Origin of the sequence: Marinomonas ostreistagni (genome assembly GCF_016461785.1) — a bacterium.
GTDB lineage: Bacteria > Pseudomonadota > Gammaproteobacteria > Pseudomonadales > Marinomonadaceae > Marinomonas > Marinomonas ostreistagni_A.
Genome location: NZ_JAEMUH010000016.1, coordinates 67207 through 84443, shown reverse-complemented (window position 1 = coordinate 84443; position 17237 = coordinate 67207). Strand labels below are relative to the sequence as shown.

Here is a 17237-nt window from a genome sequence, read left to right as displayed (position 1 = left end):
AAACCTCTTGAAAATTATTTTGCACATAGTTGCAAAATTTAATCTCATTGAAACATTTCTCTTCTATCGTTGCTCACAACTTAATCAAGTAATGAGCGATAGAAATATGTCTGTAATGACTGACATGACTTGTTCGACCCCATGGCAGCGGTGGTGTTACAAGTTAGAAATTGCTAAACGAGCACCGACGCTTTTTATTGGTCTCGCTTTGCTGTTTATTTTTGGCTGGCTGATTGTTGCGCCGATTGTGAACATGATGTTTGAAATGTTCACCGTACAAACGGGTGATGAAATACGTGTCGGTGCTGAGGTGGGGCAGTTAACAAGCTACTACCTTGAACGTGTATTTTCTTCACGAATGTCTTCGATTATTTTCTGGAAGCCTTTGTGGAACACCTTGATGGTCGCAGTCATTGCGATGGTAATTTCTATGGTCATTGGCTCAATCTTAGCTTGGTTGCTAGTTCGAACCGATTTAATGGGCCGTAAATGGCTATCTACAGCGTTAATTATTCCTTTTATGTTGCCAGCATGGACCTTTGCTCTGGCGTGGACAACCCTGTTTAAGAACGCCACCATTGGCGGCCAGCCAGGGTGGGTAGAAAACATGGGTTACCAGTTGCCAGACTGGGTTTCTTATGGTGCGTTTCCTACCATTGTCATCATGACGTTGAACTACATTCCATTTGTTATTTTGTTGGTCGGAAATGCGTTACGACGCCTCGATAGTCAGTTAGAAGAAGCGGGTAAAATGCTGGGCGCCAGCCGACCGAGAATTGCCTTGTCTATTGTCTTCCCTCTAATGCGTCCGGCCTTGATGTCTTCGGCATTGCTGATTTTTGCGGATGCAATTGGTGAATTTTCGGTGCCTTATGTCCTTGGCCTGCCGGTTCACTTTGAAACCTTAGCGACGTCGCTATATCGTGCTATTGGTACTCAACAAACGGGTGTCGCAGCGGTCTTTGCGGGTGTCATTTTAGTGTTTGGTATTGCAACACTCGCTCTGGACGCATGGATGATGCGTGAGGCGCGACGCTTTGCCATTATTGGCTCGAAAGGTGCTATGGAGCGTCGTCAATCGCTAGGTTTGTTGCAATGGCCAGCAGCGTTTTTAGCGCTAGCGATGGTTTTCATCGGTGTGGTTGCACCATTAGGTGCCTTGGCTCTATCGACGGTGATGCACATTCCTGGGCGTTTTGAATTATCCAACTTCACGCTGGATTATTGGATCGGTAATAATCTAGACACCGTTGCCATGCAAAATGGCATATTGTTCTCGTCCGAATTTTGGGCGGCTGCTTGGAGTTCCATCAGCATTGTTGGCAGTGCTTCAGTGTGTGCGGGCATTCTCGGTTTGTTGACGGGCTATATTGTGCTGCGCTCACCACTTCGCGTGATCTCGGTAACTTTACGGCAGGTGACGTTCTTTCCATACTTGGTGCCGGGCATCGCCTTTGCTGTGGCATTTTTAACACTGTTTGCCGTACCGCATGGGCCTATTCCAGCACTATACGGAACTCCCATTATTCTTTTCTTAGCTTTGATCGCCGATCAAATGCCGTTTGCCAGCCGCGCCGGGATATCTGCGATGACACAACTGGGCAGTGATGTAGAAGACAGTGCGCGTGTCTCTGGGGCTGGTTGGTGTCGCCGTATGTGCTCGATCATTATTCCCATTCAACGTAATGCTTTAGTGACTGCTGTATTGATGCCATTCATCTCTGGCATTAAGGGAGTCAGTCTATTCATCATTTTGGCAGTGCCTGCCACAGATGTTTTAACCACCTTCTCAATTCGATTGATTGATTTCAACTACACCCAAGCCGCTAATGCTGTGGTCTTGATGATCGCCTTGATTGCTTTACTGGGCACGATTGTCATTAACAGATTGACCCGAACCGGCCTCGCACAGGGATTGGAGAGCTAACCCATGCCAAATATTACTCTAAACAATATATCTAAGCGTTATACACCAGACCATCCGCCCGCGGTGGATCAAGTCTCAATGGAGATCGAAGACGGCGCCTTTATGTGTGTGCTGGGGCCCTCTGGCTGTGGTAAATCGACGATTTTACGCATGATTGCTGGCCTGGAAAATCTAACTGACGGTGAAATTTCTGTTGCGGGTAAGTCCCTTGATCATGTGCGTAAAGGAATTTTTATTCCGCCGGAGAAGCGGCATATCGGACTCGTATTCCAATCCTACGCTTTATGGCCGCACATGACGGTGGCACGCAATATTGAGTTTGGCTTGAAATTGCAGAGAATGCCCGTGCAAGAACGTAAGCAGCGTGTGGCTGATATGATCACCATGCTCAAAATTGAAGGGCTAGAAGATCGTTATCCTGCACAGTTATCTGGTGGACAGCAACAGCGTGTGGCCTTAGCTCGTACCTTGGCGATGAATCCTGGTGTATTGCTATTAGATGAACCGCTTTCCAATCTGGATGCTGCACTACGCCTATCTATGCGCGCAGAGCTTACTCGCCTACACAAAGAATTCGGCACAACGATTGTGTTTGTGACCCATGATCAATGGGAAGCCATGACGCTTGCCACGCAAATTGCGGTGATGAACAAAGGCTCGTTGCAACAAATTGGTACGCCAGATGATATTTATGAGCGCCCAGCGAATCGCTTTGTGGCCGAATTCATCGGTAATCCACCAATCAATATGCTACCTGCCGAATCCGACATTGCGCAGCATCTGGTCAATATTTCAGGTTTCTCAATGTCCTCTGAGGTGGTGGCGGGTCAAGCGACATTAGGTCTTCGCCCTGAAGGATTACAGCTGAGTACGGATGCCTCTGGGAGAGGCTTGCCTGTGGTCATTTCCGACATCATGCCCACAGGCGGAGCTTGGATTATTGAGTTACAAGCTAGAGCAGCTTCTGATCACACGGCACCATTGAATTTGGTGTACACCACGCAAACACCGCCAATGTGGCGCAAAGGTGATCCTGTATTTTTACGCGTTGCCCCCCATGCCATGCATTTATTTTCTAAAGACGGAGCACGTCTGCCTCTGTCGGTCAGCTCAAAAACCACCGCGTTTGCGGAAGTGAATAGCCCTAATCTTTGTCAATCCAAAACTGAGGACATCCTATGATTCGCAAAATTTCTAGCCTGCTGTTAGTTGGCACTTTAGCTTCTACAGCTTACGGTGAAAAGTTTGATCTTGAGGCGTTGATTGAAGCCGCGAAAGCTGAGCCACCACTGTCAGTTTATGACTCGACCGGCAAAATCAAAACACAAGCGCAAGCCTTTGCTAAGAAATACGGTATTGAAACCACAGGTACGAAAATCAAGGCAGGTGCCAACATTAAGATGGTCGTTAGTGAAGCGAAAGCGAACAATGTACGTTCTGATGTTGTGATCATCTCAGACGTGCCAGCCGCTTCAGCGCAACTGCTACAAACGGGTTACACCTACAGCTATTTGCCAGAAGACATGGTAGATAAAATCCCAAGCCAGTTTAGAGATCCTCTAGTGGTCTCGAACTCCCCCGTCGTTTGGACGTATAACACAGCGCTTAATGATACATGTCCAGTGGATAATATTTGGGCGCTAACTGACCCAGAATGGAAAGGTCATATATCGATGCCTGATCCACTAAACAAATCTGTTTATACGGACTTCTTTAACCAGATCGCTATGCACCATGATCAAAAGATTGCTGACGCGTATGAAGCACATTATGGCAAACCGCTTAAGACTGATTTGAACAATGCTACCGAAGCATTTGTCGCGGCATTGGCTGCCAACCAACCTCTTCTGACTAACTCGGATAGTGATGTAGCGGCTGCGGTCGGCGCACCAGACAGTTCTGAGAACTTTATCGGCATTATGTCTTCTGCGAAGTACCGCGAAAATGAAAACGGCATGAAGCTGGGCATTTGTGACACGATTAAGCCAATGACAGGCTTGCTGTACCCAAAATTTATGATGATCACAAAAGGAACGGATAGCCCGAATGCTGCGAAGCTGTTCGTGCATTACATGTTGACCGAAGAAGGTTATGCCCCACAAGCGATAGACGGGAAAATCTCGACTAATATCGACAACGAAATCCCAGCCCAAGAGCCATCAGGTGTGGCAGCACATTTAGATGAGCTTCTGAAATATGACACCACAACAGCGCAAGATGATTGGGCTTCTCGCCAAGAGTGGCAAGACCTTTGGGCTCTAGCCCGTGCTGGACAATTGTAAACAACACCCATAGCACGTTCAGTTCGCTGTAGGTGCTATGGGCATTTTTTGAAAACGCAGACCAAACAGTCTGTTTTGCTATAAAAAGGCTTACTTTGAAACACTCGGATTCCATTGAAACTCGCGCAGGGTTTCTAAAAATGTTGATAAAAAAAGCATCAGACCGTGCCTTAGAAGGGTTTTTAAATCGTACGGCGGGTGATTATGATTTAAAAGGTCCTCAAGACTTTCTCACCGAAACAGACCTCGCCGTAGAGGCTTTAATCAAAGATGAAATTACACAGGCTTTTCCTAAGGATGCCATTTTGGGGGAAGAGGGTGGTGGCGTACCTGAACATTTCACATGGGTGATCGATCCCATTGATGGTACGGCTAACTTTGCCCGAGGCATTCCACATTTCTGCGTGATTATTTCATTCTGCGTCGATGGCGAAGCGCAACTGGCAGCCATTGCCCAACCTGTGACACAGGAATTTTACTTTGCACAGCGCGGTATGGGGGCGTTTAAAAATGAGCAACCGATACATACCTCATCAACGAACGACATGAACCGAGCGCATATTGAACTTGGCTGGTCACGTCGTGCGACCATTGAATCTTACTTAGATACGCAAAATTACTTATTGCGTCAGGGAACCAGTGTTCGTCGAGGTGGCTCAGGTGGTTTGTCTCTAGCATGGGTGGCAGAAGGCCGCACCGATGCCTATCTAGAGATCAGTATGAACAGTTGGGATTGTGTGGCAGGTATGCTGTTGATCGAAGAAGCGGGGGGGCGAGTAGGTAACTGGCCTCGCAACGTGGCTGACCTAACCGAGACCGGGCCCATATTAGGTTCAAACCCTTTTTTGGCGGAGCAAGTAGCAACCGTCGATTTTCCCGGCTTAGCGCTCAAGGATGCACTATGAAAACTGAAGCTGAAGTTTTAGATATCAAACGATTATTCAAGCTCGCGGATGAAAGCCGTGCACCACTGCATTTGATCCATGAGAACTTCCTAGGCCGTGGTATTGATCTTTACATAGGCAATAAGCAAGCTGCCTCAGATCCTGAGCTGTTGGAAGAGCATAACATTGGCACGGTATTTAACTGCGCGGTGAATCTCGATATCAATCTGGTGACGAATGTTGACCCACTCAGCAAATCATTACCATTTGGTTGGTCGCCTGTTCGTTATTACAAATGGGGTATTGTTGATGGCCCTGGTAATCCGCATCCCATGATGTTGGCGGGTTACTATCAATTGCGCAGCATTATTGATCAGGAATTGCCAAGAAAAGAGAGTTATCCGTGGACAAAAACAGGTAATATACTGATCAATTGTCGCGGAGGGCGCAGTCGTTCAGTCACCTTGACTGCTCTTCTCTTACATTTGGATGAGCCTGAAATATACCCCACGTTAGATGCTGCAGTAGCGCATATTCGAGAAGCACGACAGCTGATCAAAGAAGAGTGGCCAGAAGCACCCAAGCAAGTGCTGGTCGATGCCGCACAATGGGCTGCTGAGCAAGTGAAACGAATCAGGCCTTTTTTGCCCGATGAGAACTCGTGAATGATAAAGCTTAAAGGTCCCGCTAAAAGTCGCGCCGCTTCTGCTACGGAAGTAGCGCGCTTAGCAGGCGTGTCTCGATCTGCTGTCTCAAGAACGTTTACTGACGGAGCGAGCGTCTCAGCGAAAACTCGCGAAAAGGTATTGGCCGCCGCTGCTGAATTGAATTACCACGTTAACCATTTAGCGCGAAGCATATCAAAAGAAAAGAGTCGTCCAGTGTGTCTGTTGGCGGCCAACCTTGATAAGCCGTACCATAATTTGCTGCTGGATGCGTTGACGCGACAACTTCAAGCCGATGGTCGTATGGTGATGATTATTAACGTCACTTCAGATCCGCAAAGTGCCGATGAAGCACTGAAAAAAGCACTCAGCTACCGAGCTTCCGCCAGCATCGTCATGTCTGGCACACCGCCAGAGGCCATGGTGCAAGCCTGCGTTGAATCGGGTCAAAAAGTTATTTTGATCAACCGCAATAACGACATCGAAAACGTGCATCATGTGCAAATTGATTACCACCAGGCGATGCATGATGCCGTGGATCGTTTTTTGGAAGCGGGGTGTACCAAACTGTGTCTAGTGAGCTCGACCAAAGGCACGCCTAGTTTGCTGGCTCGCGAGCGTTTTTTTATCGAAGCAGCCAAAGAAAAGAGGGCGGACGTTAGTGTTTGGCGTAGCCATGACACCAACTATGAAGATGGTCAGCGTGCTGCACGTGAGTTGTTGTCTAAGCCTGAGCGGCATCAAGCGTATTTCTGTATTACAGATCTTGTAGCTTGTGGTTTTCTAGATACCGCGCGTCATGAATTCGGTGTATCGATTCCCGATGACATCAGCGTACTGGGGTTTGACGATATTCCCCAGTCTGGCTGGCAGGGATATAACCTAAGTACCTTTGCTCAGCCGTATGATGGGATTGCTCAACGCGTCACAGCCATTCTGAATGATCAGGTGGATCAAGACCTTACTTCGCGCCTTGCGGTCATTCCAAAAATGCGTAGTACCATCCGCCAATGTATGTAAAAGGCTGAACCACAACCTTCTGATTTACTGCAATGACCTGAGTAAATATCGATGTCACATGAGCCTATTACTTTACCATCACCCAGTCGGTCGCTTCTTGTTTGTGTCTAAATACTTTTAAGTTTGGTGAGATGAGCCAGCTTAGGGTGCTGATCATAAGGTTGTGCCAGCGGTTTTGGCCGTATACGGCGATGCGTTTAAATTCAGGACCGATTTTCAAACCATGGAGTAGTTCATTCCAAGCGTTTTTGGCGCTGATACTTGTGAGTTCACTTAGGTCGACGAACAGAGCAACTTCTTGGGAATGTATGGCATACAGCGCACTGTTTGTCATGTCGGACAGTTTGTTAAAGTCGTCACTGCTAGGTCGGCCAGACGGCTTGATGTTGAGCACTAATGTAGTGTGATGACGTTGGACATTCAGTGAAATATGGCTTGTCTGATGGGTCATGATACCGCACTCCAGTTTCTGCGTTTTGATCGCTTTAATGTAAAACAAAATCACACGCTGAAAAGTCGATTAACTCAGTATCAATTGTCAGTGAAAGCCGAGGAGGTTTGAGCTTGTGTCAGTGAGGTTAACAAAGCCTACACGGTTATGAGGCTTTGTTAGTTCAGTGTAAAAATCAGGCGCTCAATGCGCGCCTGGTTTGTGTTTGCTAGCGGTTATTTAAGATGGCGATATAATGATCTGTGCGTCCTGTTTGATCTTTCGGGGCAATTTCTCGTATTTGCTGGATCCCTTCAAAATCTGCACGCAGTGACTTAATGAGAGCGAACATCATCATGAAAATAATAAAGGCAAACGGTAAGCCTGCGGCAAGTGATGCTGTTTGCAGGGCTTTTAGGCCTCCGGCGAGTAATAATACTGCTGCTACAGCGCCTTCGCTTAACCCCCAAAAAATACGGTAGCTAGACGGTGGATTCTCATTCCCCATGGAAACCAGAGTGGTAATCACTAAGGTGCCAGAATCTGAAGATGTGATGAAGTAGGTAATGATAAGGACCACTGAGATAAAAGCGACAATTTGTGTCAGCCAGCCAAGGCTCAATTGTTCAATGACCACAAAAAGAGGCTTAGAGATATCTTCGTTTACGGCTGCGATCACTCCACCAGTACCAAAGCCTGCGTCAGCGAAAAGCTCCATAAACAGGCCTGTTCCACCAAATACTGCCATCCATAAGAAAGTGATTAATGTCGGAACGATCAGCACTCCCAGACAAAACTCACGGATAGTACGGCCTTTAGATACACGAGCAATAAACATCCCTACGAACGGAGCCCAAGCAATCCACCAGCCCCAATAGAAGACTGTCCACCAGCCTTGCCATTGGCCTTGTGGGTCTGGATCAACCCAAAAGCCCATCGGGATAAAGTTAACAATGTAATCACCAAGGTTTGTTACAAAGAAGCCAAGCACAAAGACCGTTGGTCCGGCAATAATAAAGATGGAAATCAGAATGATCGAAAGCCACATATTCACTTCGGATAGAATCTTGATGCCTTTACCGACACCCGATACCGCTGAAATCGTTGCCATCACAGAGACGACAGCAATGATAATGACTTGCTGAGTTGTACCCACTTCAATACCAAACATATAGTTGAGTCCAGCATTGATCTGACCTGCACCGAGTCCCAGTGTCGTTGCGACACCGAACAGCGTACCAAACACGGCTAACAGGTCTGCTACATGGCCGCGCCAGCCAAAAATCTTATCGCCAAATATTGGGTAGAGTGCTGAGCGGATCGTTAATGGTAGGTCATGGCGGTAGGTGAAGTAGGCCAATGCCAGTCCGACGATAACGTATACACCCCACCCATGCAGCCCCCAATGGAGAAAAGTAACCTGCATTGCTGTGTTGGCACCTTCCATCGTATTGGCAGCACCTGATGCTAAAAATGGGTTACTCTGAATATGATAGGCTGGCTCTGCAATGGACCAGAACAGTAACCCGATTCCCATACCGGCACCAAATAACATCGAGAACCATGAGAAGTAACTGAACTCAGGTCTGTCGTCGTCTTTACCAAGACGAATGGTGCCATATTTCGAGCACATCAAATAAAAAGTGAAACCGACAAACACACACATGGATAAAACGTAAAACCAATCTAGATTGGTTTGAATCCAAGATTGCATACCAGAAAATACAGTTGCGGCTTGATCGACATCGTAGAGAGTGAAAATGACAAAGGCGAGAATCAACCCTTTAGAAAAAAGGGCCATGTTTGGGTTTAAATCCCGAAACATGCCTTTATCAGCGAGGATGACATAGTCTGTGTCGGAGGCGTTTGATTTTCTATTCATAGGAAGACCTTTAGAGTGCTCTTGATCTTGTAAAGTTACCGAGCAATCTAAAAGCCGTAAACGACCCTAGAATTAATGCCATACATAATGACGGCTAATATTAGTTTTTTCTATTTTTTGTTTTCTTTGATCAGATGCACTCAGTGAGCACGTCACAAGTAGGATAAATTAGTTTTATAGAATGAACGATTTTAATTCTATATTTTATTGTTTTTAAAGCTTATTTATATATTTTCGCTTAGCTCATAAGCGGATGAATTTAGTTTGTTATGTTGCCATTGTTCCAGCGGTTTTATGTCAATTGTGACGTAAGTTACATTGTAAAAAGTAATGTTTATTGGCCTTTGTTCGCACTAGAAATGTCGAAAATTGGTTACATTTTCGACGTAAATAAGCAATCAATGACTGGGCTGAAACACAAAAAAGCCATCAGCATAGGGATTTCATCAAACTTAACAGCCCTGATCCTTCAAGACTCTGTTTGTTGATGCTGGAAATCTGGCCAGTTTTTCGGCGGGGCGTATTGGGCGAGGTGAAAAATTACCGCCGCAATTGGGGCAGATGTTAAAAAGAGTATTTTGCGCGCAGTCTTGGCAGAATGTACATTCAAAAGTGCAGATTACGGCCTCTGTTGACTCTGGAGGTAAGTCTTTATCACAGCATTCACAATTTGGGCGAAGTTCTAACATCTGATTCTTCAGTAGAGATAAGTGATTCCTCAAAATATGGCTAATTATCGGATAAAGCAAGTAGGCACTGATATTGGTTAAAGTACGGGTTTGCAGAGCAAAAAAAGCCCCTTGCAAGAAGGGGCTTTAGAGAAGCCATTGCAGGAAAGCTTATGCTTTCGCTGCTAGCTTGTCAGAGATACGTTGCGCGGCCACTTTTGCTGCAGGCTCAAACTCTTCTGTGCCCGTTGCCAGTTGTTCCGCTAGGATCTTCTTCATGCGGCGCGACCAAAACTTGGTGATATGGCTTTCCACCATATCGGCCACGTCTGACTCGGTTCCCGCACTCACATTGTTTTGCGCAATGTGATTGATCATGGTTACGATGCTTTCTTCTTCAGTATGAAACATAGTTTATCTCTCAATACCTACTTATTTAACGGCACTGTTCGCTGACGCAGAGCCACGTAAGAACTCGTACTGGCGTTCGTGGTTGTCTTGGAAGTTCTTCTGCCATTCAGATGGCTGAGATACTTTCTCGACTTGAACTGCAGTGACCTTGTATTCAGGGCAGTTCGTTGCCCAGTCTGAGTTATTCGTCGTGATAACGTTTGCGCCACTGCCAGGGTGGTGGAACGTTGTGTACACCACGCCCGGCTGCATACGTTCGCTGACTTTTGCTCGCAGTACCGTTTGACCAGCACGACTGGAAATACCTAACCAATCGCCAGTCTTAATGCCGCGCTCTTCTGCATCGTGCGGGTGCAGCTCAAGGATATCCTCATCGTGCCACGCTTGGTTGTCGGTACGACGGGTTTGCGCTCCGACGTTGTATTGGCTCAAGATACGTCCCGTGGTTAATAACAGTGGGAAACGGCTGTTGGCACGCTCTGTTGTGGGGACGAATTCTGTGACTGCAAATTTAGCCTTACCTTCGTCGCCGATTGGGAAGCTTTCCGTGTGCATAATTGGCGAGCCCATTGGGAAGGCATCGTTACATGGCCACTGCAAGCTGCCGTGCTCTTCTAAACGCTCATAGCTTACGTTGGCGAAGCTTGGTGTTAGGCTGGCAATCTCATCCATGATTTCAGATGGGTGAGAGTAGCTCATTGGATAACCCAATGCGTTGGCAAGATCTACCGTTACTTCCCAGTCTTCTTTCCCTGCAACGGGTGCCATCACTTTACGAACGCGGTTGATACGACGCTCGGCGTTAGTGAAAGTACCGTTTTTTTCTAGGAAAGTAGAACCTGGCAGCAACACGTGTGCGTATTTCGCCGTTTCGTTCAAGAAGATATCTTGTACGATCAAGCAATCTAGCGCCGACAGTGCCGCTTCAACGTGTTGTGTGTTCGGGTCAGACTGAGCGATGTCCTCACCTTGTACATACATGGCGCGGAATTCACCGGCGAGCGCTGCATCGAACATGTTTGGAATACGCAGGCCTGGCTCGTCGTCCAGTTCAACGCCCCATGCTTTTTCGAAGCGGGCACGGGCAACAGAATCCGCGACGTGTTGGTAGCCTGGTAGCTCGTGAGGGAAAGACCCCATGTCACAAGAACCTTGTACGTTGTTCTGTCCACGTAGCGGGTTGACCCCCACACCTTCACGACCGATGTTACCGGTTGCTAGGGCAAGGTTGGCGATCCCCATTACCGTTGTCGAACCTTGGCTGTGCTCTGTGACACCTAGACCATAGTAGATCGACGCGTTTTTCGCCGTGGCGAACTTACGTGCTGCTTCACGTACTTTCTCCGCGCTGACGCCTGTGATGGCTTCTACCGCTTCTGGTGCATGACGTTCATCGATGATGAACTCGCGCCATTTCGCGTAGGCTTTTGTGTCACAACGAGAGGCGATAAATTCTTTGTCTTCGTAACCTTCTGTCACCACCACGTGCGCTAGAGCGTTGACCATCGCAACGTTGGTACCTGGGCGAAGTGGCAAGTGTGTTGCGTCGCCTAGGTGTGGTGTATTCAGTAGGTCGATCTCACGTGGGTCGGTCACGATTAAGCTTGCGCCTTCACGTAGACGACGACGCATGAGCGAGCCAAATACTGGGTGAGCGTCGGTTGGGTTGGCACCGATTACCAAAATACAATCTGAATGCATCACCGAGTCAAAGGTTTGCGTACCCGCAGATTCGCCTAGGGTTTGCTTCAGACCGTAACCGGTTGGGCTGTGGCAGACACGCGCACAGGTATCGGTGTTGTTGTTACCGAATGCCGCACGGATCAGTTTTTGGACCAAGTACGTTTCTTCGTTGGTACAACGAGAAGAGGTAATGCCACCGATGCTTTCACGGCCGTATTGCGCTTGGATGTCTTTTAGACGTTTCGCCGCGAAACCGATCGCTTCTTCCCAGCTGACTTCTTGCCAAGGCTGGTCGATCGAATCACGGATCATGGGCGCTTTGATACGGTCTTTGTGGGTGGCGTAACCGAACGCGAAACGACCTTTGACACACGAGTGACCGTGGTTGGCATCGCCTTCTTTCGCTGGCACCATGCGGACTAGCTTGTCGCCTTTCATTTCAGCTTTGAAAGAACAGCCAACACCACAGTAGGCACAGGTTGTTGTCACGCTGTGCTCTGGTGTCCCCATGTCGATGACCGAGTTTTCCATGAGGGTTGCCGTTGGACAGGCTTGCACACAGGCACCACAGGACACACACTCAGAATCAAGGAATGGCTCGTTTTGGCCAGCAGCGACTTTCGAGTCAAAGCCACGGCCATCGATGGTCAGTGCAAAGGTACCTTGTACTTCAGAACAAGCACGCACACAACGTGAACAGACGATGCACTTGCTCGCATCGAAGGTGAAGTAAGGGTTAGATTGGTCTTTTTCTGCATTTAGGTGGTTGTTGCCTTCGAAGCCGTAACGCACTTCACGTAGACCAACCGCACCCGCCATGTCTTGCAATTCACAATCACCGTTCGCAGGACAGGTTAGGCAGTCTAGCGGGTGATCAGAGATGTACAGCTCCATGATGTTTCGACGCAGCTTAGCCAGCTTGTCGTTTTGCGTCGTGACTTTCATGCCCGCATCCACAGGCGTGGTACAAGATGCAGGTGTGCCACGACGACCTTCAATTTGCACCGCACAGATACGGCAAGAGCCGAAGGCTTCTAGACTGTCTGTCGCACAAAGTTTAGGGATGTTGATGTCGTACATCGCCGCCGCGCGCATCACTGACGTACCTTCTGGTACGGTCACTTCCACACCGTCGATTTCGAGCGTCACCAGCTTTTCGCTCAGAGAAGCAGGGGTGCCGTAATCTTTATTTGGGTCAAAATGTTGCAACATGATCAGACCTCCTTCGCTTGGGTCGCCGAAGCGGCATTCTTAACAAAGTCCTCAGTAAAGTGCTGCATGGCACTTTGGACTGGGAATGGCGTCATACCGCCCATGGCACAAAGGGAACCGTCTAGCATGGTTTCACACAGGTCAGACAATAGTTCCATATTGGCATCGACGTTTTTACCAGCGCGAATACGGTCGATCACTTCGACACCGCGAGTTGAGCCAATACGACAAGGGGTACACTTACCGCAAGACTCGGCGACGCAGAATTCCATCGAGAAGCGGGCTTGCTCGCTCATGTCCACTGTGTCGTCAAACATCACTATACCACCGTGGCCAAGCACGGCTTGTTTTTGGCTAAACTCTTCGTAACCAAGTGGTGTATCCCACTGGCTTTCGGGTAGGTAAGCACCGAGTGGGCCGCCCACCTGAACTGCACGAAGAGGACGACCGCTGCGCGTACCGCCACCGAATTCGAACATCAATTCTTTGAGTGTAGGGCCAAAGGCGAGTTCTACTAGGCCGCCAAACTTTACGTTACCGGCGACTTGGAAGGGCAGCGTACCGCGTGAGCGACCGACACCGACATCCGCGTAGGCTTTGGCACCCTTATCAAGGATGAAAGGCACCGCTGCTAAGGACAGTACGTTGTTCACAACCGTCGGTTGACCAAACAAACCAACGATCGCTGGTAGTGGTGGCTTGGCACGTACTAGACCGCGCTTACCTTCTAAACTTTCGAGTAGTGAGGTTTCTTCACCACAGATGTAAGCCCCCGCACCCATACGCACTTCAAGGTCAAAGTGTTTACCACTGCCTTGGATGTCCGCACCCAATAGGTTGTGGTCGTAAGCTGTTTGGATAGCGCTGTTTAGGTTCTCGATCGCCAGTGGGTATTCAGAACGACAGTAGATGTAACCTTGCGTGGCACCGACAGCTAGGCCTGCGATGATCATGCCTTCGATCAGCATGAAGGGGTCACATTCCATTACCAAGCGGTCAGCGAAGGTACCTGAGTCACCTTCGTCGGCGTTACAAACGATGTACTTTTGATTTTTGGGTGAGGGCACATCAAGCACGGTTTGCCACTTGATGCCAGTAGGGAAGGCGGCACCTCCACGGCCACGAAGGCCAGATTCTTTGACGGCATCCACAATGTCTTGTGATGACAGTTTGATCGCGTTCGCTAGACCTTTAAAGCCGTCTTTGGCTTGGTAATCCTCTAGGGACAGTGGATCGTTGATACCAAGACGTGAGAACGTGAAACGCTCTTGACGTTTTAGATAAGGGATTTCTTCCACTAAACCGACCGCTAGCGAGTGCTCTATATTGCCATTGTAGAACTCTGCAGCAAACAACGACTCGATATCGCCTTCTTTCACAGGACCAAAGCCGTAACGACCTTCATCAGTCTCGACTTCTACCAGTGTTTCTAACCAGTAAAGACCGCGGGTACCGTTACGACGTACTTCAACGTCAATCTTGTGTTCTTCCGCTACGATTTCAATCAGACGAGCTATGCGATCAGCGCCACGTGCTTTGGCCGTGGTATCCGAAGGAACGTGAATACGAAATGTCATAGCAGAATCTCCACTCGGTCCGTTTTTAGACCTTCCACAAGCTCATCAAAACGGGTTGCATCCACGTCCGCATGAATTTCATCGCCCACACGAATAGAGGGGCCACAAGAGCAATTGCCCAAGCAATAAACCGGCTCAAGGGTAATGTTGCGATCCGCGGTTGTCTGATGGTAATCCACCCCCAGAGCTGCTTTGGCATGGGCTTCTAGTGCTCGCGAACCTTGTGCTTGACACGCTTCTGCGCGACAAATCTCTACCATATGGCGCCCAGGTTGCTGGGTACGAAAGTGGTGGTAAAAGCTGATCACACCATGAACTTCGGCACGGCTTAAGGTTAAGGACTGAGCAATCAATGCCACCGCTTCCTCAGGAATAAAGGAAAAGCGATCTTGGATGGCATGTAGAATCGGCAGCAAAGCGCCTGGCTTTGACTTCAGGTCATCGATTAGGGCTTGTGCGGTGACTGGCTCCCAGGCAACAGCTTTCGATGTGGTCATGGCGGTCTCCTCCTATTGTCCAGTTACGAAGTCGACCTCGTAAGCTGGTGGAAGTGTTACTTATTATTGTAGTGGTAAGGCATCCGTATTAGTTCGTCGATTCAAAACGCTCCTGCAACGTGTTGAATCCGCTAAATGCCTTCCAATGTTCAAAACTGCTGGCACAGTAGCACAGTCAATTTTGGGTCATTTATCTTATTGCGACACATTCAGAGTGAATGACGCATTTCCTCACACTTTTCTATCGATCATTGCGACAGATCACTTAACCAGTATAGAAGGGCATCCCCTAAAAACACTCTTATACCTTGGACGTTTGTCGTTGTTTGAACGCTCGATCTTTGCAGGGTCGTCGTAATCGTGTCTTGTCCTGACGCTCGTGTGCAAGAGCATCACAGGACGCTAGTTTCTAATGGCTGACGCTCCATTGTGGGTTGTGGTGCTCAATTAAAGAGCGCGCAAAAGCACTGTTAGTGAGCGAGTAACTAGGTGTTGGTGACAACTTGGATAAAAATAATTACGGCATCATTATGAAGATTGGAATACCAAAAGAGATCGAAGACGGCGAGCTGCGGGTGGCCATGACCCCTGCGGTCGCGGAAAGGGTTAAGCAGCTAGGCTTTGATTTAGTCATTGAAAGCGGCGCGGGTGAAGCGGCGTCTTATTCAGACGATGCTTACATCGCAGCAGGTGTGGAAGTGACCAGTGACACCAAAGCACTGTGGCACGATTCAGACATTCTGATAAAAGTGCGCCCACCAGTTGAACACCCAGAGCTAGGCTTTTACGGCATTGAGCTACTCGGTAAAGATCAGACACTCATTAGTACCCTCTATCCAGCGCAAAATTCTGCCAAGTTGAGCGAATTGGCTGCCCGTGGCACCAATGCTGTGGCGCTAGATGCCGTGCCACGTATTTCCCGCGCACAAAAAATGGACGTGTTGAGCTCGATGGCCAACATCGCCGGTTACCGTGCTGTTGTAGAAGCCGCACAACACTTTGGACATTTCTTCACAGGTCAAATCACCGCTGCGGGTAAAGTGCCGCCAGCGAAAGTATTGGTGATCGGTGCAGGGGTTGCCGGCTTGGCTGCCATCGGGGCCGCGAAGAGCATGGGCGCGATCGTTCGTGCCTTCGACACGCGTCCAGAAGTCAAAGAACAAGTGGAAAGTATGGACGCTGAATTTCTTGTTCTAAATTTCAAAGACGAAGATGGCAGTGGTGAAGGCGGTTACGCCAAAACTATGAGCCCTGAGTTTATCGCAGCAGAGATGGCCCTGTTCGCAGAACAAGCGAAAGACGTGGACATCATCATCACCACCGCTCTTATTCCAGGTAAACCCGCGCCAGAATTGATCACTGAACAAATGGTGCGCTCTATGAAACCAGGCAGTGTGATCGTGGACTTGGCGGCCGAAACGGGCGGTAACTGCAAACTGACCCAAGCCAATGAGATCGTGCGTAAGCACGGTGTCACTATGATTGGTTACACCAACTTACCAAGCCGCATGGCGGCACAATCTAGCCAATTGTTTGCCACCAATATTTATCATTTGCTAACAGAGTTGTGTCCTAACAAAGATGGTCAGATCGATCTGAACATGGAAGACGAAGTGATTCGTGGCGCAACCGTAGTGAAACAAGGCAACATCACTTGGCCACCACCGGCACCGCGTCTGTCTGCGGCGCCGAAAAGTGATGTCAGCGAGCCTTTGTCGGAGGCAAAAACAGCTAAGAAAGAAGAGAAGAAGCCCAGTGCGTTTGGTTTCCTCATTCCAGTCTTGATTATTGGCGCATTGCTAATGGGCATCGGGAGCGTTGCGCCAGCTGAATTTATGGGGCATTTAACCGTTTTTGTTCTGTCGTGTTTCGTCGGTTACATGGTGGTGTGGGGTGTGAGCCACTCGTTGCATACGCCACTCATGAGTGTGACCAATGCCATCAGTAGCATCATTGTCGTTGGTGCGTTGACACAGATTTCTAACGACAGCTCAGTGGTCGCGATACTCGCGGCGTTAGCCATCTTTATCACTAGCATTAACATCGTCGGCGGCTTTGCCGTGACCCATCGTATGCTGAAAATGTTCCGTAAGTAGGAG

The 17237-nt window shown here is 48.6% G+C and carries 14 protein-coding genes; 7 read left to right on the top strand and 7 right to left on the bottom strand.

Annotated features, from left to right (window positions below; translation table 11 throughout):
* Positions 1-106 precede the first annotated feature (106 nt).
* The 6 genes from JHD44_RS15895 to JHD44_RS15870 all read left to right on the top strand — a co-directional run bounded on the left by JHD44_RS15895 (position 107) and on the right by JHD44_RS15870 (position 6778).
* The gene (locus tag JHD44_RS15895; protein WP_199463749.1) at positions 107-1927 is read left to right on the top strand and encodes an ABC transporter permease; all 1821 of its coding nucleotides are present in this window, start codon (positions 107-109) and stop codon (positions 1925-1927) included.
* Positions 1928-1930: 3 nt separating this feature from the next.
* Positions 1931-3109 (top strand): ABC transporter ATP-binding protein, encoded by a 1179-nt coding sequence (locus JHD44_RS15890; RefSeq protein WP_199463748.1) that lies wholly within the window; start codon positions 1931-1933, stop codon positions 3107-3109.
* Positions 3106-4209 carry an ABC transporter substrate-binding protein gene (locus JHD44_RS15885; protein ID WP_199463747.1) on the top strand — a complete coding sequence of 368 codons (1104 nt, stop codon included), beginning with the start codon at positions 3106-3108 and terminating at the stop codon, positions 4207-4209. The genes JHD44_RS15890 and JHD44_RS15885 overlap by 4 nt, the downstream gene beginning before the upstream one ends.
* Positions 4210-4349: 140 nt before the next feature.
* Positions 4350-5114: an inositol monophosphatase family protein gene (locus tag JHD44_RS15880; RefSeq protein ID WP_199463746.1), complete on the top strand. Its 765-nt coding sequence runs from the start codon at positions 4350-4352 to the stop codon at positions 5112-5114.
* Positions 5111-5758 carry a dual specificity protein phosphatase family protein gene (locus tag JHD44_RS15875; RefSeq protein ID WP_199463745.1) on the top strand — a complete coding sequence of 216 codons (648 nt, stop codon included), beginning with the start codon at positions 5111-5113 and terminating at the stop codon, positions 5756-5758. The genes JHD44_RS15880 and JHD44_RS15875 overlap by 4 nt, the downstream gene beginning before the upstream one ends.
* Positions 5759-6778: a substrate-binding domain-containing protein gene (locus JHD44_RS15870; protein ID WP_199463744.1), complete on the top strand. Its 1020-nt coding sequence runs from the start codon at positions 5759-5761 to the stop codon at positions 6776-6778. It begins immediately after the preceding gene.
* Between the two features lie 67 nt (positions 6779-6845).
* Here JHD44_RS15870 and JHD44_RS15865 read toward each other — a convergent pair whose 3' ends face one another.
* The 7 genes from JHD44_RS15865 to JHD44_RS15835 form a co-directional block, all read right to left on the bottom strand.
* Positions 6846-7229 carry an STAS/SEC14 domain-containing protein gene (locus JHD44_RS15865; RefSeq protein WP_199463743.1) on the bottom strand — a complete coding sequence of 128 codons (384 nt, stop codon included), beginning with the start codon at positions 7227-7229 and terminating at the stop codon, positions 6846-6848.
* Between the two features lie 208 nt (positions 7230-7437).
* Positions 7438-9090 (bottom strand): BCCT family transporter, encoded by a 1653-nt coding sequence (locus JHD44_RS15860; RefSeq protein WP_199463742.1) that lies wholly within the window; start codon positions 9088-9090, stop codon positions 7438-7440.
* A 452-nt stretch (positions 9091-9542) separates the two neighbouring features.
* On the bottom strand, positions 9543-9779 hold the full coding sequence (locus JHD44_RS15855) for a DUF1272 domain-containing protein (RefSeq protein ID WP_199463741.1): 237 nt from the start codon (positions 9777-9779) through the stop codon (positions 9543-9545).
* Positions 9780-9929: 150 nt separating this feature from the next.
* Positions 9930-10169: a formate dehydrogenase subunit delta gene (locus JHD44_RS15850; protein WP_199463740.1), complete on the bottom strand. Its 240-nt coding sequence runs from the start codon at positions 10167-10169 to the stop codon at positions 9930-9932.
* 21 nt (positions 10170-10190) lie between these two features.
* Positions 10191-13064, bottom strand: coding sequence for a formate dehydrogenase subunit alpha (gene fdhF, locus JHD44_RS15845; protein WP_199463739.1), 2874 nt, complete (start codon positions 13062-13064; stop codon positions 10191-10193).
* 2 nt (positions 13065-13066) lie between these two features.
* On the bottom strand, positions 13067-14641 hold the full coding sequence (locus tag JHD44_RS15840; RefSeq protein ID WP_199463738.1) for a formate dehydrogenase beta subunit: 1575 nt from the start codon (positions 14639-14641) through the stop codon (positions 13067-13069).
* Positions 14638-15138: a formate dehydrogenase subunit gamma gene (locus JHD44_RS15835; RefSeq protein WP_199463737.1), complete on the bottom strand. Its 501-nt coding sequence runs from the start codon at positions 15136-15138 to the stop codon at positions 14638-14640. The genes JHD44_RS15840 and JHD44_RS15835 overlap by 4 nt, the downstream gene beginning before the upstream one ends.
* A 530-nt stretch (positions 15139-15668) precedes the next feature.
* Here JHD44_RS15835 and JHD44_RS15830 point away from each other — a divergent pair.
* Positions 15669-17234, top strand: coding sequence for a Re/Si-specific NAD(P)(+) transhydrogenase subunit alpha (locus tag JHD44_RS15830; protein WP_199463788.1), 1566 nt, complete (start codon positions 15669-15671; stop codon positions 17232-17234).
* Positions 17235-17237 lie beyond the last annotated feature (3 nt).